Source organism: Halomonas sp. NPDC076908, assembly GCF_050269715.1.
In the GTDB taxonomy this organism is placed as follows: Bacteria; Pseudomonadota; Gammaproteobacteria; order Pseudomonadales; family Halomonadaceae; genus Vreelandella.
Window position 1 is genome coordinate 24,757 of sequence record NZ_JBNNIW010000002.1, and the last position, 25,781, is coordinate 50,537.

A 25,781-nucleotide genomic window follows, 5' to 3' on the forward strand; every position below is an offset into this window, starting at 1 on the left:
CGCTTTCTAACGGTTATGCGTTGCCACTATCTGGCGCTAAGCCTCGCTATCACTCTCGGCGAGATCGACCAGTTCCCGGACAGCGACGGCAAAGAGCGCAAAACCACCTTCATTGCCGCCACGCACCTCTTCAATCAGACGGCACCAGCGGCGGTGCAGATCGGCATGCTGATCCAACCACTGGGCAACCCGCTCTTCGGTATCGTGGCTACCCGCATCGAGTTTCAGTACGCTGGTGGTGAGCGCAAGCTGCTGACGCTCGATATCGTCACGGAATGTTTCCCGTGCCTGAGCCTGCCAGGCATCACGCACTTCCAACTGTGTGACCTGCTGAATCATCCATGGCAGCTCCAGGCGGCTACCAATTTCATACAGCACCTCCGCGACCCGCTGCGGTTTTTCGTTGGTTAGGCGAGCAGCCTGGATGATACCTAACCCCGCATACAGGCTTGATGAAGCCGCTACAGTTGAGGCGAGGGCGTCAGGCACCCCCGCTTCAACTAGCGTATCCCGGCGCATGCTCCAGGCGCTAAGCTCCTCACCGCTAAGCAGTTCGCCAATACCTTCTTGCAACTGTGCCAGGCGGGGCGCGAAATACTCAATAGTGTCTTGAGTTGAAAGGCCTAAATGCTGGCGCACGAACCAGCGCGTTGCGCGGCGGGTCAGGCGCATCAGATCAAGCATCATCGAGTACTGGACACGATTCGGCACTTGATTATCGAGCGCTTCAATTTGCGCCCACAAACCCGCTAAATTGAAGCTATCCCGCGCAATAATATAGGCCCGGGCAATATCGGCACGCCCCGCACCGGTTGAGTCCATTAGGCGGCGTACAAATACGATGCCCATATGGTCAACCAAGTCATTAGCCACTTGGGTGGCGACAATCTCACGCTTTAGGCGGTGATCGTACATTTCGTCTTTAAAACGCTCGGTCAACACGGCCGGGAACAGGCGCTCTAAATGCCGGTGAATATAACTATCATCAGGAACATCTGAGGTAATCAGGTCACCTTTCAGGGTGCTCTTGGCATAGGAGATAAGCACCGAAAGCTCTGGCAGACGCATCCCTTGATCGTTACTCGAACGCTCTTTTAACACGTCATCGGTGGGCAAAAACTCTAGCTCACGATCGATTTGTCCGGCAGCCTCCAACTCGCTAATAAAACGACGATAGGGGCCCATGGATTGAAGCGACAGAATGGCTGACAGGTCCAGCGCCTGGCTTTGACGATAGTTATCGAGGATGACTAGATCCGCCACTTCATCAGTCATTTCCGCCAGTAACTGATTGCGCTGCTTGTCGGTCATATCACCGCGCTTGACCACTTCATCAATCAAAATTTTGATATTCACTTCGTGGTCGGAGCAATTCACCCCACCCGCGTTATCAATGAAGTCGGTGTAAACACGCACGCCTTTAGCGGCGGCCTCCATACGGCCTCGCTGGGTTAAACCGAGGTTACCGCCCTCGCCCACTACACGGCAGTTCAGCTCGCTACCGTTGATGCGCAAGGTGTCGTTAGCCTTGTCGCCCACATCGGCATCGGTTTCATCGGAGCCTTTCACGTAGGTACCAATGCCACCGTTCCAGATCAAGTCCACTTTGGATTTGAGCATCGCGCGGATCAGCTCATTAGGCGACAAGCGTTCTTCGCTAATCCCGAACACCTGCTGCATTTCCGGCGTCAGCGTGATCGACTTGGCACTGCGGTTAAAGATTCCACCACCGGCGGAGATTAATTCACGGCTGTAGTCTTCCCAGCTTGAGCGCGGCAGTGCGAACAGACGTTTACGCTCAGCAAAAGAGGCCTCGGCATCGGGGTTAGGGTCAATAAAGATATGCAGGTGGTTGAAGGCGCCTACCAGCTGAATTTTATCGGATAGCAGCATGCCATTGCCGAATACGTCACCCGCCATATCGCCGATACCGACCACGCTGAAATGATCGCGCTGAGTATCCACATCAAGGTTTTTGAAGTGGCGCTTGACTGACTCCCAAGCGCCCCTTGCGGTGATGCCCATTTTCTTATGGTCGTAGCCGTTGGCACCACCAGAGGCAAAGGCATCGCCTAGCCAGTGGCCGTACTCGATAGAGATTTCGTTGGCGATATCAGAGAAAGTGGCCGTGCCTTTATCCGCCGCTACCACCAGATAAGCATCGTCCTCATCATGGCGAACCACGTTTTCAGGCGCTACAACGTCACCGCCAACCAGATTATCAGTGACATCCAGCAGTGCACGGATAAAGATTTGATAGCAGGCAATGCCCTCTTTCTGGACGACTTCGCGACTGGCATTTTCAGGCATGCGTTTGCAGACAAAGCCGCCTTTGGCGCCTACCGGCACGATTACCGCATTTTTGACCTGCTGGGCTTTCACCAAGCCCAACACTTCGGTGCGGTAATCTTCAAAACGGTCGGACCAGCGCAGACCACCGCGGGCCACTTTACCGCCGCGCAAGTGGACGCCTTCAACCCGCGGCGAGCAAACAAATATCTCGAACATCGGCCGTGGCTTGGGCATGCCAGTGACTTTGGATGGTTCAAGCTTATAGGCGATATAATCTTTAAAACGTCCGCCCTCGGCGAGCTGGTAGTAGTTAGTACGCAGCGTGGCGAGAATCAATTCCATGAAACGGCGCAGCAGCTGGTCGTCGTTTAGGCTGGCAACACCCTCCAAGCGCTCGTTTAAGCTCGCCACGCATTCGTCGGTAGCATGGTTTGACTGCTCAGGATCAAAGCGCAGTCTAAATAGCTCCACCAATTCCCGGGTAATCGCAGGGTAGTTAGCCAGCGTGGCGGCAATGTAGTCTTGCGACATGCCAAAGCGAATCTGTTTGAGATAGCGGGCGTAGCCACGCAGCATGGCCACTTCGCGCCAATCCAACCCGGCACCGATGATCAGGCGGTTAAAAGCATCGTTGTCGGCTTCGCCGGTCCAGATACGTTTAAAGGCCTCGCTAAACACATCGCGCATATCGCCTAGGCTGACATCCGCACCGCTGTGCTCAAGCTCGAAATCGTGAATCCAGTAACGCTGGTCAGGAGCATTGATGTCGTAGGGGCGTTCGCCAATCACGCGCAGGCCGAGATTCTCCATCATCGGCAGCACATCAGAGAGCGGTATCTGCGATTCGCGGTGGAACAGTTTTAGATTCATGCCGCCGCTTTGCTCTTCAAGCGGACGATAGAGTGAGAGCGATAAATCGGCACCGTTATTCAACGTCAGCAGATGTTGAACATCAAAGACGGCGGTACGCGCGGAGAAGTCTTCACGGTAACTGGCAGAGAACGCCTCGCGGAAATGATCCAACAAGTGATTTGCGCGCTCTTCACCAAACCCTTCAATCATGGCGCTTTGCAGCTCATCCCGCCAACTGCGTGCCAGGCGCGCCACTTTACTTTCAAGACGCTTGAGATCGTAGTCACTGGGCGCATCGCCGTTGAAGCGCAGAATTAGTTGAATACGCGCCAACACCGACTCAGATAAGTAGGTGTTGAAATCACCAAAGTGGGCGTCTAGCTCATCGCACAGCACGTTTTGAATCCGCTGACGCAGGTCGGTAGAGAACACGTCACGAGGAACAAACACCAAGCAGGAGTAGAACTTGCCGCTGATATCGGCGCGAATAAACAGGCGCACCTGACGACGCTCGCGAATATTCAAAATACCCAGCGCAGTATTCGCCAACGACTCGGTATCAATCTGGAACAGGTCATCGCGGGGATACACCTCCAGCACCTGCATCAGTTGCTTGCCGTTGTGGCCCTGGGGGTTAAAACCGGCAATGTCCATAACGGCTTTGAGCTTACGGCGCAGCAGCGGAATATTGCGCGGCGACTCGTTATAAACCATGGAGGTAAACAGGCCGAAGAAGCGCCGTTCGCCGATCACATTGCCGTCATCATCGTAGCGGTCAATGGTGATGTAATCGGGATAAGTAGGACGGTGAACCCGAGAGTGATGAGCGCTCTTAGCAAACGATAGGAGCTGGGGTACCAGCACATACTCATTGTGCTCATCCACGCCCTCTTCGGTGCGAATGCGCTCACAGTAGCGCGGTTGGTCTAAACGGAACACGCCCAATACGCTACCGGCATCGCGCTGCAATTCACCGCCATCTAGCAAGTATTCATCGTACCCCAAGAAAGTGAAGTTATCTTTGAGCAGCCACTCTAAGAAGGCAATCGCCTCTTCGTGATCATCAGGGTCAATTTGCGGCGGGCAGTTTTTTTCAAGCTCTTGGATCGATGCGGTAATTTGTGCACACATTTCATCGTAATCGCCTACGGCGGTGCGCACATCGCGTAGTACGTCATTCAAATTACTTTCAATTTTTTCGAGCAGCGCCATATCGGTGTGCCGATCTACTTCGATCACAATCAGCGATTCGCGCGCTTCTGGGGCATCTTCATCCCGCGGGGAGGTCAGCGACTGCAACTGGTGCCGCTCGTCACGGGCGACGGCTAACACGGCGTTTTGAATGGCGTGTACCGTTAAACCACGGCGATTGAGCTCAATACGCACCGAATCGACCAGAAACGGCATATCTTCATGTAGAACGGCCACAAAGGTATGCGTCGACTGCCAACCGTGCTCTTCAAAATCTGGGTTAAATACCCGTACTTTCGGGCTTTTTGGGTCGTGATGCTGCAAAAACTGCCAGATCGACAGCGTTGCGCCATACAGATCATCCAGGCGACGATCGACTAAGTCTTCCACTGGAACGGTGGCGTAAAAGTGTCGAGCAAAGGCGTCAATGGTCGCAGCTCGCGCAGGTTCTAGCCGCGCATATAAGCGCTCCTGAAGCTGCTTCAAAAGATCCTGACGACTCTCTTCAATCGCAACGTAGTGCATCCATCACCTCGACTGCCTAGGCCATTAGTCGGCCAAAAAACGAAGGACAATAGGCCTTTAGGCCAACATAGCGGCTAGCTTACGCTACCTATCGTCGCGCCCCTAATCACTTGACGAGTTATTCATGGCGCATGCCATTTACGCATTAGGTCTTAGGCTTATTAAACAGCACGCCGCTGTAATAACACGCCGCACTCAACATGATTGGTAAACGGAAACTGGTCAAACAGCGCAAAACGCTCAATCTGATGCGTTTTGGTCAGTATGGTCAAGTTTTCGGCTAACGTGGCCGGGTTGCATGAAATATAGACGATCTGAGCGTACTCGCTGAGCTGTTCGCAGCTCTGCTCGTCTAATCCAGCCCGCGGCGGGTCGACCAGCACAGTGGAAAAATCGTAGCCGTCGAGCGCCATTTCCGCCACACGGCGCCCCACTTTTTCACCCTTAAGTGCCAACGAAAACTCTTCTGCTGACATTCGTCCAATATAGGCGTTGGTCACCCCGTTGGCGGCTAGATTGATGTTGGCACTGGCCACCGAGATACGGGATATTTCCGTGGCCAGCACACGGCGGAAGTTATCGGCCAGGGCAATGGTGAAATTGCCATTGCCACAGTAGAGCTCAACAAGATCGCCTTTCGGATCCTGATTTAAGCCTTCCTGATGGCGTTCGGCAGTCACCTCGCGCGCCCAGCTAAGCATTTTTTGACAGATATGCGCATTAGGTTGGGTAAAGCTATTTTCGACCTGCTGGTAGTGCAGCGTACGGCCATCAACCTCAAGGCGCTCCCATACGTGATCACGCGTCAACACAATGCGCTGCTTGCGGGAGCGGCCAATAATCATAATACCGAGTTTAACTTCTAGCGCACGGGCTTCGCGCTCCCACTCATCGCCTAGCGGACGATGATAAATCAGCGTTACCAGCGCCTCACCCGAAAGTGTGGTTAAAAACTCAACCTGAAACAGTCGACGGCGCAGCTCGTCAGACTGACGGCAGGCTTCGCGCAGTTGAGGCATTAATTGATTAATACGTTCACTGGCCACGGCGTACTGGTCTAGGCGAATGACGCGTTTATTCTTAGGGTTCTCGGCGTCCACCTCGAACATGGCGTAGAACAGGTCATCATCTTCGTGCCAAATACGAAACTCACAGCGCTGGCGATAGTAGCCTGGCGGTGATTCAAACACTTCCAGCGCTGGCGGCTGAAAAGTGGCAAAGGTACTTTCCAGATAGTCGCGTTTAGCGGCTAGCTGTTCGGCGTAACGTTCGGGTTCTACAACGGGGATAGACAAGGCTGCTCCTGTTAAACTCGTTAAGAAATAGTAGCGACAAACACGGTTACAAGCCCACGTTTAGCAACTGAGGGGCTTTAAACCCGTAGCGAGCCATACCAGCGGTTAGGTTGGCGGCGGGCGCGGTGGTAAAACAGCGACCATCGTGCTGCTCACTCCTCAGCTCATCCACTACTTGTGCAACCCGCCGGGCAATGGCATCGCCGGAATCAATCCAATTAAGTGGCACTGGGGCAAGCTGTACCAGCCAGGGTTTAAGCAGCGGAAAATGGGTGCAACCCAGTACCACGGTATCTAGCGCGGGATGGTCAAATGAGATCGGCATGACGGCTTGCCACAGCGGTGCAAGTGCCGTCTGAATACGCTGGGTATCGGGCGTACCCCCCGCCAGATACGACTCTGCTTCGACGACTAAGGGTTCAGCAGCCACGCGTGTGATAACACAGTCGCTTGCAAAGCTATCAATCAAGCGCTGGGTATAGGGTCGCCCCACCGTGGCTTTGGTGGCTAATAATCCGATATGGCGTGTTTGACTGATGGCCGCAGCGGGTTTAATCGCAGGCACGGTACCCACGACGGGAATCGCCAGCCGTGCGCGTAAGTTTTCTAATACTAGGGTGCTTGCCGTGTTACAGGCGACCACCAGCACGCTGGGTTGACAGGCTTCTACAGCGGCCCGACAGACCGCCACGATCCGCTCAGCCAGCGCTGCGTCATCGCGCAGCCCATACGGCAACCAAGCATTATCACAGGCATAGCACATGGCAGCATCGGGGTAGTGCTGCCGCAGCGACTGTGCCACCGATAGGCCACCGACGCCAGAATCAAAAATTAACACGGGGCCTGTCATTACAGTTCTTTCATCACTGACCTTGCATCAAGGTATTGGCACGACTTATCAGCGGCGAGATGGCCGAGAATATGACTGCCTGCAATTAAAACGGGGCCGCTAGTTTAGCATGCCCCGCCTGAGAGTTGACCGATTGTGATGACCGCGATGAAAAGCTATTTTCGGCTATACCGCCGGTACGTCTGCCCCGCGCAGCTCGGCATAAAGTTCGGGATAGGCTTCCTGCAGGTGCTCTAACTCCTTCTCAGCACCTTCGGGCAGCGCTTGACGCAGCTCTTCCATATCTTCTGGGCTAAAATGCTCGTCGATTAGCGGGAATAGTCCTTCGCGCTCATGACGTAGGTAGGCACGGTGCGCTTCTAGATAGTCTTTCAGATCCTCAGCAAAGCGATCCATCGGCAGCACGTTATCCATTAGGATCATATCAATATCGTCGGAAAGGCGCAGCAAGCGTGGCTTTAGTTCGCGATAATCATTCGCCATCTTCTCGGTAAGGGCTAGATGTTCAGGGGCCTGGGTTTGCAGCCGCTCAACGCAGACGCGCTCAAGCGGCGCGGCAAAACCGTCCATATAGGACAAAATATAATCGACCACCTCACGCATCAGCTTGAAGTTGGGTCGCTCACCCAGCGTTAAGGTTTTTTGCTTGAGCTGTAGCACATGGAGCAATCTCGCCATGTTGGCATGATCTAGACGTAGTTGGTTTAACATCGAACCGTCTCCTTTGTTGTGTCATGCCTGCCGTCATGCTTACCGAGCTGACAGCATGCGATCATAAGCGCGCAGTATAGAAAACATGTCATATTGAAAATATGTCGTTCTTAATACGTGTAGCAATTAGACCATCTAATTGCTAAGCATATCGTAACGTGAGCGTGTCATAGCTAACGCCGGTTATCTTCAACAATGCCCTTCTGGCGTTATCCTAGCAAGTGTATCTTGCTGGCAGGTTACGCCAAGATAGCTCGCCATGCTGCGGTTTACCACTGACACTTGTTGGCACTTTGTTGTTCAACGTCTCGATTTACAACGGAAGTTTACATGGATCTTTTTGACAGCACCCAAGCGGTACCTGCAGAGGACGCCCCATTAGCCTTTCGTATGCGTCCACGTCGTTTGGACGATTACGTGGGGCAACAAGCGCTGGTCGGACCAGATAAACCCTTACGTCGAATGGCGGAATCAGGCGTTGTGCGCTCAATGATCCTTTGGGGGCCGCCGGGGGTGGGCAAAACCACTCTGGCAGAGCTATTGGCCAAGGCTTCTCAAGCCCACTTAGAGCATCTCAGCGCGGTGATGGCCGGGGTGAAGGAGATCCGCGCCGTGGTCGAGCGCGCCCAGCAGATGTCCTCCTCGGTTATCCTCTTTTTAGATGAGATTCATCGCCTCAACAAGAGCCAGCAGGATGCCCTACTGCCCCATGTGGAGTCCGGCCTGCTGACGCTGATTGGCGCCACCACTGAAAATCCATCGTTTGAAGTCAACTCGGCACTGCTCTCCCGAGCGCGGGTTTATGTGCTCAAATCGCTCACCCAGGAAGAACTGATGACGGTGATGCGACAAGCCCTTAGCGACGTTGAACGCGGGCTTGGCAAGCGTGATATTCAGGTGGCTGACGACGTGTTAACCGCCCTAGCTCATGCAAGCGCAGGTGACGCGCGCCGCGCACTTGGACTACTGGAAACCGCATGTGATTTTGCCGCCCAAGAAGCGGGGCGTGAGGTACTCCACAAAGACGTATTAGCCGATGTGATTGGCCATCAAGCCAGTGCCTTTGATAAGCAGGGTGACGCCTATTATGACTTGCTGTCGGCAATTCATAAGTCGATACGCTCTTCGCGTCCTAACGCAGCACTTTTATATATGGCGCGCTTTATGCAGGGCGGTGGCGACCCGCTTGATGTAGTGCGCAGGCTTACCGCTATCGCCTCGGAAGATGTCGGCAATGCTGACCCGCGTGCGCTTCCATTGGTGATTGCGGCCTGGGATGCTTACCTGCGCCTAGGCGATTACGAAGGACAGCGAGCGATAGCTCACGCAGCGATTCATTTAGCGGTGGCCCCCAAAAGCAACCGCATTGATCGCGCCTGGAATGAGGCTAAGCAGTATGTGCGTCAGCAGCCACAGGTTGAGGTACCGACGTATCTACGCAACGCGCCGACCAAGCTGATGGAGCAATTGGGCCACGGCGAGGGTTACCGCTACGCACACAGCGAGCCAGACGGTTACCCAGCGGGCAGCGCTCATGACTGCTGGCCTGAAGAGCTGCCGAAAGCCAGCTTCTTTAAACCAAGCACCATTGGTCATGAAAAACGCTTTGGGGAAATCATGGCGTGGCGGGAAAACCGCGATCAAGAAGCAGATCAGGCGCCCTAAGGCGCCTGATTCTGATTGATAGAACATGTCTAATGCGTCTGCTTACCACTCTTCGCGGATTACATCGGTGCCTTCAGGGATGTCAAAGTCGAACATGCTGCGGGCAATGTTGCCGTTGAGCGTAATATTGCTAAAGGTAATGGCGGTGCGCTGCCCAGTGCTGTCCATCATCCACAGCTCGGTTAACGTTTCGCTGTCGAACACCATACTTAGCTCTTCAAACAGCGTATCGGCAGAGATGGGTACCAGCGTAAAAACGTCGTTACCGCCATCCTGTTCGTAAAAAACCTCATAACTTTCGGTTAGCTCGCTAACACGACCAGAGAGCAGTAGCGCAGGCGTATGGGAGACACGATCATCCATGGCTTGAACCGTCACTTGTTCAAGATCGGGGTCATACATGTACACGTCATCGCCATCAGAAACGACTGTCTGGGAATACGGCGCTTCCACTTCCCAGCGCAGCATGCCTGGCCGTGAAAGCCACATTTCTCCACGTGCGCTCTGCAAGCGGTTGCCGCCACCATCTAAAATCTGCTGCTCAAAAGTAGCCTGGTAGCTTTCCAGTGGATCCAAGCGTTCTGTCAGACGTTCTGCAGCGTCGTCAGCCCATACCGGCGCACCAAATGTTAAACCTAACGCGCTGACGGCTAGCGCCAGTGATGAAGGTAGTTTTGTTTGCGTATCGCGCATGTGCTCTCCCTAGGCAACCGTTGCCAAATAACCAATATTGAATAACTATTTTTAAAAACTTGTGTGCAAGCTCGCCTTAATGGAACTAGCTGAATGTAGTAATAAGACGTGAAAAGCGCCGCGGGGTTTCACCCGCGGCGCAACTTCCACGCTTATTGCATAATTGTGTTTTTCAACACCGCGTTTGAAACCAGCCACTTGCGCCAGTGGGAGGTCGCTTTAGCTCGCGACCAATCAACTGGCCTAGTGACCTACCGGAGGCGGCGCAAGTACATCGCGCGCCCCGTTAGACCCCATAGCGGTAACCACACCAGCACCTTCCATTGCTTCAACTAAACGTGCCGCACGGTTATAGCCGATCTTAAAACGGCGCTGAACAGCAGAAATGGACGCTTTACGGGTTTCAGTGACAAACTGAACGGCTTCATCGTAGAGCGCATCTTGCTCTGCGTCGTCACCATCTACTCCTTCGGCCTCAAGACCGGTTAGGGCGTCTGCCGTCACACCGCCAGAGAGAATCTCTTCGATATACTGCGGTGCGCCACGGCGTTTCCAGTCATCGACCACGCGGTGTACCTCATCATCATCAACGAAGGCACCGTGGATACGGTTAGGCGGTCCAGACCCAGCAGGCAAATAGAGCATATCGCCATGACCCAGCAAACTTTCGGCACCGCCTTGATCCAGAATCGTGCGCGAATCAATTCTTGATGAAACCTGGAACGCCATCCGCGATGGAATATTGGCTTTAATCAAGCCCGTCACAACATCCACCGAGGGGCGCTGAGTAGCCAAAATCAAATGGATACCGGCAGCGCGCGCCTTTTGCGCCAAGCGGGCAATCAGCTCTTCCACTTTTTTACCGACGATCATAAACATATCGGCAAACTCATCGATGACCACGACGATGTAGGGCAGTTTTTCCAACACTGGATGCGGTTGATGCACCTCCCACGGCTGCGGCTCCCAAAGCGGGTCGGCCACCTGGGCGCCGGCGCGCTCGGCTTCATCCAAACGACCATTGAAGCCTGCGATATTACGTACACCCATGGCCGCCATTAGCTTGTAACGGCGCTCCATCTCAGCGACACACCAGCGCAAACTGTTGGCCGCCTCTTTCATATCGGTGACTACCGGCGCCAGCAAATGGGGAATGCCGTCATAGACCGACAGCTCCAACATTTTGGGATCGACCATGATCAGCTTCAGCTCGCTGGGTTTGGCTTTCAACAGCATTGAGATCAGCATGGCGTTAACACCCACCGACTTACCCGACCCGGTAGTACCTGCCACTAGCAGGTGAGGCATCTTGCCTAGGTTGGCCACCACGGGGCTACCGCCAATATCCTGACCTAGCGCCATGGTTAGCGGAGATGTCTCTTGCTGATAACGATCGGAATCAATAACTTCGCGCAGGCGAATCATGGCGCGATTGGGGTTAGGTATTTCAATACCCACCGTGGGGCGGCCGGGAATAACTTCTACCACCCGCACGCTTTTCACCATCAGCGAACGCGCCAAATCTTTGGCAAGGTTACTAATTTTAGAAACCTTAACCCCGGCGGCAGGTTTGATTTCAAAGCGTGTAATGACCGGGCCTGGCCAGGTATCAACAACTTCTGCTTTGACACCGTACTCACGTAGCCGCACTTCGAGCAGTTCCGCCATATCGGCCAACTGCTGATCAGTGTAGTTGGGCTGATGTGGCTCTGCTGGCGTTAATAGCTGCAGGCTAGGTACATCCCCTTCTGGCTCATCCAGGGTTTCAAAAGCAGGTCGCTGGCTCTGCAAATGCTCGACGGTCCAGAGTGCCGGGCCTTCATCCGCCTCTGGCGCTGGCACATCAGGCGAGAAAGTCGGCTCTTGGCGCGCAGTGGGCGTTGGCATCGGAGATGCGGGCATGCGCGACGCAGGAGCTACAGGCGTCTCGTTGCGCACATCCTCATCATCCATCTCCTCATCATCCCACACTGGCTCGGGGACTATTTCAGCAACACGGGGTTCATGCATGCGGGATTCTTGAACCCGTGGAGAAACGCGCTCAGAAGTGAGCTCAGTGGTTGCCATCTGCGGCGGGACCTGTTCCGGGGCACTGATACTTGGCGACCCGGTATATGGCTCCTCGCTCTGCTTCTCGGCGATAATCCTGACATCCATAGGCTCATCAGACACTGGCTCAGCGGCCATTGACCCAGGTGTTATTGACCCAGTTGTTATTGACCCAGGTGTTATTGACCCAGTTGTTATTGACTCATTTGCTATTGGCTCAGCTGATACTGGTTTAGCCTCGACTAGCTCATCTTTTTCATTAGGTTCGGCAGGCGCCTCATCCTTAACAAAGAAATTTGTCGTCGCTGGTGCTGGCGTATCTTCCTGGCGCGAAGCACGCAGCGGAAAAGCGTCATGTTCTTTGGCGGGCGCTTCTACTGACGCAGCAGCCTGCACAAAAGCATTTTCACGGGGCGCTTTGGGCTCGACAATCTGCGGTGACTTATATTCAGATTGTTCCACTGCTTTTGGCGCTGCTGCTGAAACGGCTGCCGTTGAAACAGCCGCTGCTGTCACGGTTGTTTTGTCAGGAACGTGTTTGTTACTTGAAAAAGCAGCCGCTTCCCAAGGAATCGAGCTATCCGTGGTTTCGCTACCCGCTACATTGCTGGCAGCAGTATCAGTGGAGCTGTTGGAAAGCGGCACGGTAAAACCTGGCTCGCGCCGCTCACGACCACCCGCACTTCTACCTACAGATTCAGCCATGGGCTTTGCTTCAGCAGGCGCTGATTTGGGTGCCACTGGCGGCTCTACTTGAGGCTTTACTTGAAGTTCTGCTGAGGTTTTCACTTGGGGCTTCGGCGCAGGTGCGGGTTTTGCAGCCGCACGCTGGGCAGCGCGCATCCGACGCGATTGACGGCGAGCCGAAAACCAACCGCCTAAACGGCAGATGCGCTTGCCAACCTCATCCGCCACTTGCAGCCAAGACATGCCGCTAAATAGTGGGAAGCCACTTAAAATAAGTGCTGCGGCAATTAATCCTACCCCGCCACTGCCGACTAATGGTTTAAGCGCAGCGACCAGGCCTTCACCCAAAATACCGCCTGAAGCGTAGGGCAATATGCTATTAGGGTGATAAAAATGCAGCGCACCCAGCATGGTGGTGCCAAACATCAGCAGCACTAAACCACCCGCATGCACCGCAATCGACACCGGGTCGAGTTCAAAACGTACTTGGCGCGAGCGCATCAGCCACCAGGCGGCAAAGCCAAACATACCTGGCCACCACAACGCACTGGCACCCAGCAGCGAATAGAGGACATCTGCCAGCCATGCACCGACATGGCCCATCCAGTTGCGAACCTCCGTCTCCGGCCCCTGGTAAGACCAGCCTGGGTCAGCAGGGTGGTAACTAAACAGTGCTAATAATAAGAAAACACATAGCGCAAGCAGTACCACTACCACGCATTCACGCACTGAGCCTTGCAGGCGCAATCCAAAACGACGGGCTTTATCTTTCGCGGCGTTAACACGCGCAGAAGAAGCCGAAGATGGTGTTTGACGCGCGTTACGCTGCGTTCGCTTGTTTACTGCTTTATTCACTTTCAAGCGACTCTCCCTTTACACCTAAATGGCGTCTTTAATCCACTTGCGAGTTTGCATCATACCGAGCATCCTTCCGCCGTCACAGGGCTTCTCACTAAGCACCCGTACAAGAACGTTGTAACGACGTAGCAACAGGAGCAAGTAATGCTACCTTGGCTTTCCTCACCACACCCTAAATTTCCAACGACTAATATGGCACTGGACTCACCCAATGGCCTACTGGCGGCCGGTGGCGAACTTTCCCCCACTTGGCTGGTAGAGGCCTATCGGCGCGGCATTTTCCCATGGTATAGCGATGATGATCCTATCTTATGGTGGAGCCCAGACCCGCGCATGATACTCCTACCTGAGCAATTTAAGCAGCGCCGTAGCCTTACTAAACGATTACGCCATGGTGGCTTCCATATCACACTGGATCAACACTTCGATCAGGTTATTCAAGCCTGCGCCGCCCCGCGCGGGGCAGATGCGGGCACCTGGATCACCGACGAGATGCATGAGGCCTACTGTCTGCTGCATGCGCTCGGCATTGCCCACAGTATTGAAGTCCACCAGGGTGGGCAATTGGTTGGCGGCCTATACGGGCTCGCCATGGGGCCAGTGTTTTTCGGCGAGTCGATGTTTTCACGCGCGCCTGATGCCTCAAAGGTAGCGCTGGCCCACCTGGCCAGAGCAATGCGAGAGCATGGTGGGAAACTCATCGACTGCCAAATGCATACTCCTCACTTGGCCAGTTTGGGCGCTATTACAGTCGCTCGCACGACTTTCATCAACTATCTTAATAACTGGTTACCCGATGAGGCGTTTACACTACCCTTATCAGCCGAAGAAGCACCGATGATCCCTGCGTCGCCCTGGCTCAGTGCCATTGCGGTTGAGGGTACACCTTATTGACGAAGCTATTTTGCAACGCCCAATTTTTCAACCAGGAGGCAAGCCGTGAGTAGTAACACTCCGCGTCGCCCAGTGCGGGATTTGCGCTTCTTCCTTACCGTGCCCCATGCTTGTAGCTATTTACCCGACAGAGAGGCAACAACGCTGTTTCTCGACCCTCAGGAGTCACCTGTCCCTGGGGTTTATGACTCGTTAGCACTGTTGGGGTTTCGCCGCAGCGGTCGCCACTTGTATCGTCCTCACTGCGAAGGCTGCAACGCCTGCCGCTCGGTTCGCATCCCGGTGGAGCATTTTGCTGCAAATCGCACCCAGCGCAAAATTTGGCGGCGCAATGCGGATATTACGGTTCGGGTCGTGCCTGCTTACTATGCCTCTCATCATTACGAGCTCTACGCGGAGTATATTCGCTTACGCCATGCCGACGGCGATATGTACCCCCCCAGCCGCGAGCAGTACCGTACCTTCCTAACTCTAAATGAACCCTACGCCCATCTAATGGAAATGTACCTGGGCAACGAGCTGGCCGGTGTTGCCGCTTTTGATCAGCTAGAACATGGCCTCTCGGCAATTTACACCTTCTATACTGTTAGCGATGAGTTGGATAAGCGCTCGCTGGGCACGTTTGCTATTCTTCGGCTAATTGAACTCAGCCGCGAAAAAGCGCTGCCATACCTGTATTTAGGGTATTGGATCGAAGAGTGCCGTAAAATGCGCTACAAGCAGGCTTTTACGCCGCTGGAAATACTTGATGGCCGCCATTGGCGACAATTAATTCGCTAATCTCATAAGCTTTTTTGCCTTGATGGCGGGCTTGCGGCACAATATAGCGCTGTTTCTTGAGCGCCCACCTAGCGGCACTTGAGTCCTGACGTATTGGTAGCTGATTAACTCGTACATTATTAGCCTGTACATTACTAACTCATAAGTGGGGAAATGCCTATATGGCACGCGAAGATCATATTGAAATGGAAGGCGTTATCGTCGATACCCTTCCGAACACCATGTTTCGTGTTGAACTGGAAAACGGTCACGTTGTTACTGCTCACATCTCCGGAAAAATGCGCAAAAATTACATCCGCATCCTGACCGGCGATAAGGTAAAAGTAGAGCTAACGCCTTACGATCTTTCGAAGGGCCGTATCGTATACCGTTCGCGCTAAGTCGTTGCACCGTTAACGCGTTCGGCTGATCTTAACTGTTGCCACAGAAAGACAGCACCGATCAGCGTCAATGGCTGTTCACTAAAAACGACAACGCCCCGTCGATGACAGGGCGCTGCGTTTTGCTGCATATAAACATCCGTGATTGGCTTTAGAGCGCCTTAGCGCCCTTTTCAGGGCGCATCGGCCATCTCAGTCTCTGTAGAAAGGTGCAGCTCTCCCTCTTCCAGGCTGACATGCACAATACCGCCTTGATCAGCCAACTCGCCAAACAAAATCATCTCGGCTAATGGCTTCTTCAGCTTCTCTTGAATGAGGCGCGCCATTGGGCGTGCGCCCATATCGGGATCGTAGCCTTTGTCTGCCAGCCAATCCCGCGCCATATCGTCCACATCCATCTGAACACGCTTCTCATCCAGCTGGGCCTGTAGTTCGATTAAGAACTTGTCGACCACATTGCGCACCACTGAAACAGGTAACGCATGGAACTGGATAATACTGTCCAAGCGGTTGCGGAACTCAGGTGAGAAGGTGCGACGAATCACTTCCATAGCATCCGTTGAGTGATCCTGATGCTGGAAGCCCATAGAGCGCCGCGATGACTGCTCAGCACCGGCGTTAGACGTCATGATCAAGATAACGTGACGGAAATCAGCTTCACGGCCATTGTTATCCGTTAGCCGCCCATGATCCATTACCTGCAGCAGCAGATTAAAGACTTCGGGATGCGCCTTTTCAATCTCATCTAACAACAGCACACAGTGAGGCTGCTTGGTGACCGCTTCGGTTAACAAACCACCTTGGTCGTAACCGACATAACCGGGAGGCGCACCAATCAAACGCGATACGGTGTGGCGCTCCATGTACTCCGACATATCAAAGCGCACAAGCTCAATGCCCATAATGTGCGCAAGCTGCTTAGCAACTTCGGTTTTACCCACCCCAGTCGGCCCTGCAAACAAGAAGCTACCCACCGGCTTGTCAGGTGACTTAAGCCCGGCTCGGGACAGCTTAATGGCGGCAGACAAGCTATCAATCGCTTCATCCTGGCCAAATACCAGCATCTTCAAGTCACGATCCAGCTTCTCAAGCAGCTTACGATCAGAGCTTGAAACACTCTTCGGCGGAATGCGTGCAATTGAAGCAACGACGGCTTCCACTTGCTCAACGTCAATCGTTTTAGCACGGATCTCAGGTGGCAATAGACGCTGATGAGCCCCTGCTTCATCGATGACGTCGATAGCCTTGTCGGGCAAGAAACGGTCATTGATATAACGATCTGCCAGACGCGCCGCACTTTCTAGCGCACCATCGGTGTATTTTAACTCGTGGTGCTCTTCAAAACGTGAACGCAGCCCTTTGAGGATTTTAATGGTGTCGTCGACAGACGGCGCCATGACATCCACTTTTTGGAAGCGACGCGCCAGAGCACGATCTTTTTCAAAGATGCCGCGGAATTCCTGGAACGTGGTGGAGCCAATGCAGCGCAGCTCACCTGAAGAGAGCAGCGGCTTCAACAGGTTGGACGCATCCATCACACCGCCGGAAGCAGCCCCAGCGCCAATCACCGTGTGAATCTCATCGATGAACAGTACTGCATTGGGCTGTTTACGCAGCTCCGTCAGCAAGCTTTTGAGGCGTTTTTCAAAATCACCGCGGTATTTGGTACCCGCCAGCAATGCCCCCATATCCAATGAGTAGACCACTGCGTCAGCGATAACGTCCGGCACGTCTTCTTCAACGATGCGCTTGGCCAAGCCTTCAGCGATGGCGGTTTTACCTACGCCAGCTTCACCCACCAGAAGCGGGTTATTCTTGCGCCGACGCGCTAGGATTTGCACCACGCGCTCAAGCTCATGATCTCGACCAATCAGCGGATCAATTTTGCCCAGTCGCGCCTGTTCGTTTAGGTTCGTTGCATAACCCGTCAGCGGGTGTGCAGCGCCTTCGTTGCTACCCTCTTCCGCGTCTTCACTGTCAGATGAAGAGGGAGACGGTGAAGGCCCGTGACCAGCCACTTTAGAGATACCGTGAGCAATATAATTGACGGCATCAACACGCGCGACGCTCTGCTGTTTAAGGAAGTAAACCGCTTGGCTCTCTTGCTCAGAGAAGATGGCCACTAGCACATTAGCGCCCGTGACTTCACTCTTACCAGATGACTGAACGTGGAACACCGCACGCTGAAGGACACGCTGAAAACCTAGCGTCGGCTGGGTTTCACGGTCACCCTGCCCGTCGGGAATCAGCGGCGTGGTCGAGTTAATAAAATCCTGCAAATCGGACCGCAGCTTGTCGAGGTTAGCCCCGCATGCCTTCAGTACGTCTACCGCTGAGGCATTGTCCAATAACGCTAGCAGCAGGTGCTCAACGGTCATAAACTCATGGCGTTTTGAACGCGCCACAGTGAAGGCCGTGTTCAGGGTCATTTCAAGTTCTTTGCTCAGCATGGCAGTCCCCTTTTCGCTACTACCTAGGGCGTATCACCACCTAGGGCTTGCGTCGGATCAGTTTAATCGACCGGCACTCTCAACATCGGGTACAAATGGCACGGTTGCAAGCCTCACCGTCAATTATTTCTCAACGTTTTTAATTGGCGGCCTCAATATCACTTATCAACGGGTGCTCACACTCCCGGGCGTACTCATTTACCTGGTAGCTTTTGGTTTCCGCAATATCACGCGTAAACACACCACAGGTACCCTTTCCTTGGGTATGTACAGCGAGCATAACCTGAACGGCTGTCTCGCTATCCATGTTGAAAAAATCTTGCAGTACTTCAATGACGAATTCCATCGGCGTGTAATCGTCATTATGAAGCACCACTTTATAAAGCGGCGGTTGCGCCAGCGCCGGTTCTGCTGACTGCACCGCCATATCGCCATCTTCATCAGGCATACTTGGATGTGTCATTCCCGCTTGTACGGGCAACACTGCCAAGCATGGACTATTTAGGTTGGACATAAGCAGCACGGTTGGTTGTCTCGAAACTGACCGATGAAGACATCTAAGCGCTTTACACTACTTCTAAGACGCTGCCGGTCAGTAAGGGTTCATGGAAAATTAAAATATCACAGGGCGTTGCAGAGAGTGCAATAGAGGATGCAATACAAAAACCCCCGCCCGCCAAGCGGACGGGGGCTCACAAGCCTCATCGCAGTTGGGCGCTATTAGCCTTTCGCGACCATGGCTAGCGTTTCATTAAGCGTCTTACTGGGGCGCATTACCTGGCCCGTCAACTCATGGTCAGGGTGGTAGTAGCCACGGATATCGGTAGGCTTGCCCTGAACGCTGTTCAACTCATCAACAATAATGGCTTCTTTGGCCTTCAGCTCTGTGGTTAAGCGACCAAACAGCTCTTTCATCTCGGTATCTTCATTCTGCTCAGCCAGGGCCTCTGCCCAGTATAGCGCTAAATAGAAGTGACTACCGCGATTGTCGAGTTCACCCACTTTACGCGAAGGTGACTTATTGCTGTCCAGGAACTTGCCGTTCGCTTGATCCAGCGCTTTGGCCAACATTTTCGCCCGATCGTTATCGAAGGTACTGCCCAAGTGCTCAAGGGATGCAGCTAAGGCCAGGAACTCACCCAGTGAATCCCAACGCAGGTGGTTCTCTTCCAGCAACTGTTGAACGTGCTTAGGCGCAGAACCGCCAGCGCCAGTCTCAAACAGGCCACCACCATTCATCAACGGTACGATCGAGAGCATTTTGGCACTGGTGCCTAACTCCATGATCGGGAATAGGTCGGTCAGGTAGTCACGCAGTACGTTACCAGTGACAGAGATGGTGTCTTCGCCCTTACGGATACGCTCCAGCGAGAAACTCATCGCTTCTTCCGGCGTCATGATACGAATATCTAGGCCAGCGGTATCGTGATCTTGCAAGTAGCTTTCGACCTTCTTGATCAGTTGTGCATCGTGGGCGCGCTGGGCATCAAGCCAGAAGATAGCGGGCGTACCGCTTTCACGGGCACGGTTAACCGCAAGCTTAACCCAATCGCGAACCGGGGCATCTTTGGTCTGACACATACGCCAGATATCGCCCTGCTCAACGCTATGCTCAAGTACTACGTTACCGCTGGCATCGGTGACACGCACGGTGCCATCCGTAGGAATCTGGAAGGTCTTGTCGTGGGAGCCGTACTCTTCAGCCTTCTGCGCCATCAGACCAACATTGGGTACGCTACCCATCGTCGTTGGATCAAAGGCACCGTGCTGTTTGCAGTCTTCGATTACGCTCTGGTAGATACCGGCGTAGCAGCGATCTGGAATCACCGCCTTCACGTCGTGCAGTTGATCGTCAGCGCCCCACATTTTGCCGGAGTCACGGATCATCGCAGGCATAGAGGCGTCGATAATGACGTCGCTGGGCACGTGCAGGTTAGTGATGCCCTTGTGGGAGTTCACCATCGCCAGACGCGGACGCTCGGCGTAGAGCGCCTGAATCTCATCCTGAATCTGCTTCTGACGCTCTTCAGGCAGTGTCTTAATGGCCGAATAGAGATCGCCAATACCGTTATTGGGGTCAAAACCCGCCTGCTGCAGCACATCGGCATGCTTGCTCAGCACGTCCTGATAAAATTCAGTGACCACGATACCGAACATGATCGGGTCAGAAACTTTCATCATGGTCGCTTTAAGGTGCAGCGAGAACAGCACGTCTTTGGCTTTCGCGTCAGCGACTTCTTCGGCAACAAAGCGACGCAGCGCATTACGGCTCATGACCGCACCGTCAACCACTTCGCCTGCCAGCACCGACGTTTTCTGTTTCAGCACGGTGGTGCTGCCATCTTTAGCAACCAACTCAATTTTAAGGTCGGTGGCTTTATCGATCAGCGCAGACTTCTCACTGCCGTAGAAATCGCCGTCACGCATATGCGCCACGTGAGATTTAGAGTCGCTGCTCCACTCGCCCATGCGGTGCGGGTATTTACGCGCGTAGTTTTTAACCGATAGCGGTGCACGGCGGTCAGAGTTACCTTCACGCAGTACTGGGTTTACAGCACTGCCTTTGGTTTTGTCGTAACGTGCCTGAATGTCTTTCTCTTCGTCAGTCTGAGGGGCTTCCGGGTAGTCAGGAAGCTTGTAGCCCTGCTGCTGTAACTCTTTAATCACCGCCTTTAACTGGGGCAATGAAGCACTGATGTTAGGCAATTTAATAATGTTAGCTTCTGGGGTCTTGGTCAGTTCGCCAAGCTCTGCCAGGTGATCGCCGATCTGTTGCTCTTCACTCAGATAGTCTGGAAACTGAGAGATGATCCGGGCAGCCAGAGAAATATCGCGCGTCTCTACCTGGATACCAGCAGAATCGGTGAAAGCATCGATAATCGGCAGCAGGGAGTACGTCGCAAGCGCGGGGGCTTCGTCGGTGAGCGTGTAGATGATCTTCGGCGTTTTGGACATTTTTGCGTTAACCTCTCTTGTCACTACGATTGCAAGAAATCTTAGGCGGAGCGCGAGTTCAACGATGGCCGCGTCTAGCGTCTATTTATGACGCTGCCGTCCCCAGTGCGCCCCAGCAGCTAGGCCGGAGTATACCAGCGCTGCACTCCTTACGCATAAGTGATGTGTCGACAAGCCAAGGGCAACGTTCAAAGAGAAGTCATGAGCAACCTCTATTTATTGCATAAGCCGTTTCAGGTGCTAAGCCAATTCAGTGACCGCGAAGGCCGCCAAACACTCGCTCAATATATTGATGTAAAAGGTATTTACCCCGCCGGACGGCTTGATTACGACTCTGAAGGGTTACTTCTTCTGAGCGATGATGGTGAGTTGATCCACCGTATTTCTCACCCGCGCCATAAACAGCCAAAAACCTATTGGGCTCAAGTCGAAGGGCAAGTAGACGAAGCCGCACTCAAGGCACTGCGCCAAGGCATTACGCTCAAAGACGGCCCGACACTGCCCGCCAAGGTACGCCGTATAGAGCCACCGACTACCGCTCCTCGCCAACCCGCTATCGACCCCAAGCGGCACCCTTCTACCAGCTGGTTAGAGCTGACAATCAGCGAAGGACGTAATCGCCAAGTCAGGCGTATGACCGCCCACGTCGGTTTTCCTACGCTGCGCTTGATTCGCGTGGCGATTGGCCCCTGGCGACTAGACAACTTGGCCCCTGGTGAATGGCGTAAAGAAACCCTGCACGCTCCCCGCCTGACCACGAATCCTGCACGCCAGCAAAAACGCCCCAACAACAAGCACAGGAAGCCATCATGACGCTTATTCACAGCACAGCCGCTTGCGTGATTCAGCAAGGTGAGCGCTTCTTGATCGTAGAGGAGCAGCGCGAAGGTCCACACACGGTGTTCAATCAGCCTGCCGGGCATATTGAGCTGGGAGAAGGGCCCATCGCGGCTATTCTAAGGGAGGTTCAAGAAGAGACAGCTTGGCGTGTGTCGCTCACTGGCTATCTTGGGCTGTATGTTTTTCATACCGGCGAGGGAGAAACGTTCCATAGCCATGGCTTTATTGCCGAGCCCCTTCATAAGCTCGATCAAGCCCTTGACCCTGACATCATCGCCACCCACTGGCTCACTCATGAGCAAATACGCGCACTAGATCAACAGGGGCGGCTGCGTAGTCCGCTGGTGCTGAAACGTATCGAAGATTCGCTTAGCGGGCCCTATTATCCCCTTGCAGTGATTCGCGAGTGAAGCACTCGAAGCCATTACCCCCCATCGTGTATAATCCCTCCCCAATTGCACACCGCTTTTTTGCACACTACTTCTACTGAGGATGCCTATGTCATCCACTACTATGTCATGCACTACTATGTCATCCACTGCTATGTCACCGACGGCCGGGCCGGGCGCTAACGGCAAAGTGATTGTCGGTATGTCCGGCGGTGTCGACTCGTCGGTCTCTGCCCTTCTCCTCATGCAACAAGGCTATGAGGTGGAAGGTTTGTTTATGAAAAACTGGGATGAAGACGACGGCACCGAGTACTGCACCGCTAAAGAGGATCTCGCCGACGCCGAAGCCGTCTGCGAAAAGCTCGGCATTAAACTGCACACCGCTAATTTTGCCACGGAGTATTGGGATAACGTATTCGAGCACTTTTTAGCCGAATACAAAGCGGGACGTACGCCCAACCCTGATATTCTGTGTAACCGGGAAATCAAATTTAAGGTTTTCCTTGAGTACGCAGAAATGCTCGGCGCCGACAAAATCGCAACCGGTCACTATGTACGGCAAGGATTACGTGACGGCCGTCCGCGTTTGCTGAAAGGCTTGGATGGCAACAAAGATCAAAGCTACTTCTTACACGCCGTGCCGGAAGCCGCGATTGCCCGTACTCTGTTCCCCGTGGGTGAGCTTGAAAAGCCTGCGGTGCGAGCCTTAGCGGAACAGCACGACCTGATTACCGCCAAGAAAAAAGACTCTACCGGTATCTGTTTTATTGGCGAGCGGCGCTTTCGTGATTTCCTTCAGCAGTACCTGCCCGCCCAGCCCGGCACCATTGAAACGCCGGATGGCGATGTGATCGGCAAACATATGGGCCTGATGTACTACACCCTAGGCCAGCGCCAGGGACTAGGTATTGGTGGACTCGCCAACTACTCGGAAGAGCCCTGGTACGTAGCCGCGAAAGACCTTGATCGCAATGTTCTTATTGCGGTGCAGGGCAAGCATCACTCGCTACTTTGCTCCGATATATTGGCAACAGAAGCCATGGACTGGGTCGCTGGCGAGCCGCCGGTTCAACAGGGTCGCTTTACCGCCAAAACGCGCTATCGCCAAAGTGACTGCAGCTGTGAAATGCGCGTACTGCCTGACGGCGGCGTAGAAGTCACTTTCGATGACCCTCAGTGGGCGGTTACCCCAGGCCAATCGCTGGTACTTTATGATGGCGACATTTGCTTAGGCGGAGGCGTCATTCGCGCTACCTGGAAAAAAGCCACGGAGGCTGCTGCATGAATCCCACCACCCCGATTCATCGCGCGCCTGATTCACCCGCTGCACGCCAAGCGCTTGCCCTGGCTGGTGTTTTTCAAGCTGCCAGTTTGGTTGACGAACTCGCCCGCACCGGTCAAGTTGACACCCGCGCCTGGGAAACGCTGATACAGGCCACCGTGGACACCAACCCAGAAAGCTTCGAAGCTATTTATGGTGGACACCCTAATAATTTACGCCGCGGCCTGGATACCTTAGAAGCGCTAGTGGGTCGCAAGCAAGCGAACCCAGTGGTATTGCGCTATGGTTTTTCGCTACTGCTGCTGATGAATAAGCTGCGCACCAATAACGACATGATGGATTCGCTAGGCCAGAAGCTGACCCGTATTCAGGGACAAGCCGAACACTTCGGCACCACCCATGAAAATGTAGTTGCAAGCCTAGGGGAAGCGTACCAAGAGACCATCTCCACCTTTAAAACCCGCATTGTGGTGCAGGGCGACCCGTCGCTGCTGCAAAGCCGCATGATGCCCGAGCGTGTGCGCGCCTGCTTGATGGGCGGCATTCGGTTTGGGCTATTGTGGCACCAGCAGGGCGGGCGGCGCTGGAAGCTTGTATTCCAGCGCAAAGCGCTACGCCGCGCGCTGGACAGCCTCAGCTAGACCGCTCAACTGGTCGAATAACCTGATTTTGAAGAACCTGCTCTCGATTCATTTGCTCTCGAACAACCTGGAAATTATGCCATGCAACTCTCCGCTTTGACCGCTCTCTCTCCCGTTGACGGCCGCTATGCTTCTAAAGCTGCCGCCCTGCGCGAACACTTCAGTGAATTCGGCCTGATCCGTGCCCGTGTGATTGTGGAAGTTCGCTGGCTTCAGCGCTTGGCTGAGCACGACCAAATTGCCGAAGTTCCGCCCCTATCCACTGAGGCTAACGCGTTTCTTGAGCAGTTGATTAGCGACTTCTCAATCGCCGATGCCGAGCGGATTAAAGAGATCGAGCGCACCACCAATCACGACGTCAAAGCGGTTGAGTACTTTCTTAAAGAAAAAATTGCCGATCAAGCCGAGCTGCATGCGGTCACCGAGTTCATTCACTTTGCCTGCACCAGCGAAGATATCAATAACCTCTCTTACGGCGTGATGCTCAGCGATGGCCTAACCGCCATGCTGCCCACCATGCACGAAGTGGCCGACGAAATCGCCAAACTGGCTATCGCCCACGCCGCACAACCGATGCTGTCTCGCACCCACGGTCAAACGGCGACGCCTACCACCCTTGGCAAAGAGATGGCCAACGTAGCTTACCGCCTTAAGCGCCAGCTTAAGCAAATCGAAGCGGTGGAAGTGTTGGGGAAAATCAATGGCGCCGTGGGCAATTACAATGCCCACCTGACCACCTACGCAGACATTGACTGGGAAGCCAACGCCCGTACGTTTGTTGAAGGATTGGGCTTAACGTTTAACCCTTACACTACTCAGATCGAGCCCCACGACTACATCGCCGAACTGTTTGATGCCATCTGCCGCTTCAATACCATCTTGATCGACTTTGATCGCGACGTGTGGGGCTATATCTCGCTGGGCTACTTTAAGCAGCGCACGGTTGAGGGCGAAATAGGCTCATCGACCATGCCGCATAAAGTAAACCCGATCGATTTCGAAAACTCCGAGGGTAACCTGGGGCTGGCCAACGCGGTGCTTAGCCACCTTGCGCAAAAACTGCCTATTTCACGCTGGCAGCGTGACCTGACTGACTCCACCGTGCTGCGCAACCTTGGGGTTGGCCTGGCGTATGGTTTGATTGCTTACCACGCCAGCCTGAAAGGCATTAGCAAGCTGGAAGCGAATCCTGAGCGTTTAGATGCTGACCTGGATAACAGCTGGGAAGTGCTCGCAGAACCCATCCAAACGGTCATGCGTCGCTACGGCATTGAGAAACCCTATGAAAAACTCAAGCAGCTAACCCGCGGCAAGCGCATTGATCAGGCTGGCTTTGCGGCGTTCATTGACACACTCGAACTGTCTAGCGATGTTAAAACTGAACTAAAGGCCCTGTCACCGGCAAGCTATACTGGTAATGCACAAGCGCAAGCCGAAGCATTGATGCAGCAGCTAAACGCTTTATAACGCCACCTTTTTTAACGCCACCCCACATCGCCAGG

General features: G+C 53.9%; 18 protein-coding genes. 9 read left to right on the plus strand and 9 right to left on the minus strand.

Features of this window, described 5'->3' with window-relative positions:
• Positions 1 to 36 precede the first annotated feature (36 nt).
• The 4 genes from ACQKE4_RS01285 to ACQKE4_RS01300 all read right to left on the minus strand — a co-directional run bounded on the left by ACQKE4_RS01285 (position 37) and on the right by ACQKE4_RS01300 (position 7,716).
• Positions 37 to 4,860, minus strand: coding sequence for an NAD-glutamate dehydrogenase (locus ACQKE4_RS01285; RefSeq protein ID WP_427386542.1), 4,824 nt, complete (start codon positions 4,858 to 4,860; stop codon positions 37 to 39).
• 161 nt (positions 4,861 to 5,021) lie between these two features.
• Complete coding sequence (gene trmA, locus ACQKE4_RS01290) at positions 5,022 to 6,155, minus strand: tRNA (uridine(54)-C5)-methyltransferase TrmA (RefSeq protein WP_427386543.1); 1,134 nt, start codon at positions 6,153 to 6,155, stop codon at positions 5,022 to 5,024.
• A gap of 46 nt (positions 6,156 to 6,201) precedes the next feature.
• The gene (gene murI, locus ACQKE4_RS01295; protein WP_427386544.1) at positions 6,202 to 7,005 is read right to left on the minus strand and encodes a glutamate racemase; all 804 of its coding nucleotides are present in this window, start codon (positions 7,003 to 7,005) and stop codon (positions 6,202 to 6,204) included.
• A 165-nt stretch (positions 7,006 to 7,170) separates the two neighbouring features.
• Positions 7,171 to 7,716: a hemerythrin domain-containing protein gene (locus ACQKE4_RS01300; RefSeq protein ID WP_427386545.1), complete on the minus strand. Its 546-nt coding sequence runs from the start codon at positions 7,714 to 7,716 to the stop codon at positions 7,171 to 7,173.
• Positions 7,717 to 8,046: 330 nt separating this feature from the next.
• Here ACQKE4_RS01300 and ACQKE4_RS01305 point away from each other — a divergent pair, with 330 nt between their 5' ends.
• Entirely contained in the window at positions 8,047 to 9,381 is a 1,335-nt protein-coding gene (locus tag ACQKE4_RS01305; protein WP_427386546.1) for a replication-associated recombination protein A, read from the plus strand.
• 42 nt (positions 9,382 to 9,423) lie between these two features.
• Here ACQKE4_RS01305 and lolA read toward each other — a convergent pair whose 3' ends face one another.
• Both lolA and ACQKE4_RS01315 read right to left on the minus strand, forming a co-directional pair.
• Complete coding sequence (gene lolA / locus ACQKE4_RS01310; RefSeq protein WP_427386547.1) at positions 9,424 to 10,074, minus strand: outer membrane lipoprotein chaperone LolA; 651 nt, start codon at positions 10,072 to 10,074, stop codon at positions 9,424 to 9,426.
• A gap of 243 nt (positions 10,075 to 10,317) precedes the next feature.
• The gene (locus tag ACQKE4_RS01315) at positions 10,318 to 13,671 is read right to left on the minus strand and encodes a DNA translocase FtsK 4TM domain-containing protein (protein ID WP_427386548.1); all 3,354 of its coding nucleotides are present in this window, start codon (positions 13,669 to 13,671) and stop codon (positions 10,318 to 10,320) included.
• A 141-nt stretch (positions 13,672 to 13,812) separates the two neighbouring features.
• Between ACQKE4_RS01315 and aat the strand changes: the two genes are divergently transcribed.
• From aat to infA, 3 genes are all read left to right on the plus strand, one after another.
• Positions 13,813 to 14,562 carry a leucyl/phenylalanyl-tRNA--protein transferase gene (gene aat / locus ACQKE4_RS01320; protein WP_427386549.1) on the plus strand — a complete coding sequence of 250 codons (750 nt, stop codon included), beginning with the start codon at positions 13,813 to 13,815 and terminating at the stop codon, positions 14,560 to 14,562.
• Between the two features lie 45 nt (positions 14,563 to 14,607).
• Positions 14,608 to 15,342, plus strand: a complete 735-nt coding sequence (locus tag ACQKE4_RS01325) for an arginyltransferase (protein ID WP_427386550.1) — start codon at positions 14,608 to 14,610, stop codon at positions 15,340 to 15,342.
• A gap of 161 nt (positions 15,343 to 15,503) precedes the next feature.
• Entirely contained in the window at positions 15,504 to 15,722 is a 219-nt protein-coding gene (gene infA, locus ACQKE4_RS01330; protein ID WP_007111068.1) for a translation initiation factor IF-1, read from the plus strand.
• A 173-nt stretch (positions 15,723 to 15,895) separates the two neighbouring features.
• Here the strand turns inward: infA and clpA are convergent, their stop codons facing one another.
• From clpA to ACQKE4_RS01345, 3 genes are all read right to left on the minus strand, one after another.
• Entirely contained in the window at positions 15,896 to 18,172 is a 2,277-nt protein-coding gene (gene clpA, locus ACQKE4_RS01335; RefSeq protein ID WP_427386551.1) for an ATP-dependent Clp protease ATP-binding subunit ClpA, read from the minus strand.
• Positions 18,173 to 18,311: 139 nt separating this feature from the next.
• Entirely contained in the window at positions 18,312 to 18,620 is a 309-nt protein-coding gene (clpS, locus tag ACQKE4_RS01340) for an ATP-dependent Clp protease adapter ClpS (RefSeq protein ID WP_290828165.1), read from the minus strand.
• A gap of 272 nt (positions 18,621 to 18,892) precedes the next feature.
• Positions 18,893 to 21,127 carry an NADP-dependent isocitrate dehydrogenase gene (locus ACQKE4_RS01345; RefSeq protein WP_427386552.1) on the minus strand — a complete coding sequence of 745 codons (2,235 nt, stop codon included), beginning with the start codon at positions 21,125 to 21,127 and terminating at the stop codon, positions 18,893 to 18,895.
• Positions 21,128 to 21,328: 201 nt separating this feature from the next.
• On the opposite strand from ACQKE4_RS01345, the gene ACQKE4_RS01350 reads away from it, so the two are divergent.
• The 5 genes from ACQKE4_RS01350 to purB all read left to right on the plus strand — a co-directional run bounded on the left by ACQKE4_RS01350 (position 21,329) and on the right by purB (position 25,746).
• Positions 21,329 to 21,940 carry a pseudouridine synthase gene (locus tag ACQKE4_RS01350; RefSeq protein ID WP_427386553.1) on the plus strand — a complete coding sequence of 204 codons (612 nt, stop codon included), beginning with the start codon at positions 21,329 to 21,331 and terminating at the stop codon, positions 21,938 to 21,940.
• Complete coding sequence (locus tag ACQKE4_RS01355; RefSeq protein ID WP_290837131.1) at positions 21,937 to 22,377, plus strand: NUDIX domain-containing protein; 441 nt, start codon at positions 21,937 to 21,939, stop codon at positions 22,375 to 22,377. Before ACQKE4_RS01350 ends, ACQKE4_RS01355 begins: the two co-directional genes overlap by 4 nt.
• 118 nt (positions 22,378 to 22,495) lie before the next feature.
• A complete protein-coding gene (gene mnmA, locus ACQKE4_RS01360) occupies positions 22,496 to 23,641 on the plus strand; it encodes a tRNA 2-thiouridine(34) synthase MnmA (RefSeq protein ID WP_427386554.1) in 1,146 nt (381 codons plus the stop codon).
• Complete coding sequence (gene hflD / locus ACQKE4_RS01365) at positions 23,638 to 24,279, plus strand: high frequency lysogenization protein HflD (protein ID WP_290837127.1); 642 nt, start codon at positions 23,638 to 23,640, stop codon at positions 24,277 to 24,279. The genes mnmA and hflD overlap by 4 nt, the downstream gene beginning before the upstream one ends.
• 81 nt (positions 24,280 to 24,360) lie before the next feature.
• The gene (gene purB, locus ACQKE4_RS01370; protein ID WP_427386555.1) at positions 24,361 to 25,746 is read left to right on the plus strand and encodes an adenylosuccinate lyase; all 1,386 of its coding nucleotides are present in this window, start codon (positions 24,361 to 24,363) and stop codon (positions 25,744 to 25,746) included.
• The last annotated feature ends 35 nt before the right edge of the window (positions 25,747 to 25,781 follow it).

What these genes read in the sequence shown, in the direction of transcription:
- ACQKE4_RS01285 (WP_427386542.1), bottom strand. Translation starts at nt 4,860, where the DNA reads ATGCACTACGTTGCGATTGAAGAGAGTCGTCAGGATCTTTTGAAGCAG.
- murI (WP_427386544.1), bottom strand. Translation starts at nt 7,005, where the DNA reads ATGACAGGCCCCGTGTTAATTTTTGATTCTGGCGTCGGTGGCCTATCG.
- ACQKE4_RS01300 (WP_427386545.1), bottom strand. Translation starts at nt 7,716, where the DNA reads ATGTTAAACCAACTACGTCTAGATCATGCCAACATGGCGAGATTGCTC.
- ACQKE4_RS01305 (WP_427386546.1), top strand. Translation starts at nt 8,047, where the DNA reads ATGGATCTTTTTGACAGCACCCAAGCGGTACCTGCAGAGGACGCCCCA.
- lolA (WP_427386547.1), bottom strand. Translation starts at nt 10,074, where the DNA reads ATGCGCGATACGCAAACAAAACTACCTTCATCACTGGCGCTAGCCGTC.
- aat (WP_427386549.1), top strand. Translation starts at nt 13,813, where the DNA reads ATGCTACCTTGGCTTTCCTCACCACACCCTAAATTTCCAACGACTAAT.
- infA (WP_007111068.1), top strand. Translation starts at nt 15,504, where the DNA reads ATGGCACGCGAAGATCATATTGAAATGGAAGGCGTTATCGTCGATACC.
- clpA (WP_427386551.1), bottom strand. Translation starts at nt 18,172, where the DNA reads ATGCTGAGCAAAGAACTTGAAATGACCCTGAACACGGCCTTCACTGTG.
- clpS (WP_290828165.1), bottom strand. Translation starts at nt 18,620, where the DNA reads ATGCCTGATGAAGATGGCGATATGGCGGTGCAGTCAGCAGAACCGGCG.
- ACQKE4_RS01345 (WP_427386552.1), bottom strand. Translation starts at nt 21,127, where the DNA reads ATGTCCAAAACGCCGAAGATCATCTACACGCTCACCGACGAAGCCCCC.
- ACQKE4_RS01350 (WP_427386553.1), top strand. Translation starts at nt 21,329, where the DNA reads ATGAGCAACCTCTATTTATTGCATAAGCCGTTTCAGGTGCTAAGCCAA.
- ACQKE4_RS01355 (WP_290837131.1), top strand. Translation starts at nt 21,937, where the DNA reads ATGACGCTTATTCACAGCACAGCCGCTTGCGTGATTCAGCAAGGTGAG.
- mnmA (WP_427386554.1), top strand. Translation starts at nt 22,496, where the DNA reads ATGTCATCCACTGCTATGTCACCGACGGCCGGGCCGGGCGCTAACGGC.
- hflD (WP_290837127.1), top strand. Translation starts at nt 23,638, where the DNA reads ATGAATCCCACCACCCCGATTCATCGCGCGCCTGATTCACCCGCTGCA.
- purB (WP_427386555.1), top strand. Translation starts at nt 24,361, where the DNA reads ATGCAACTCTCCGCTTTGACCGCTCTCTCTCCCGTTGACGGCCGCTAT.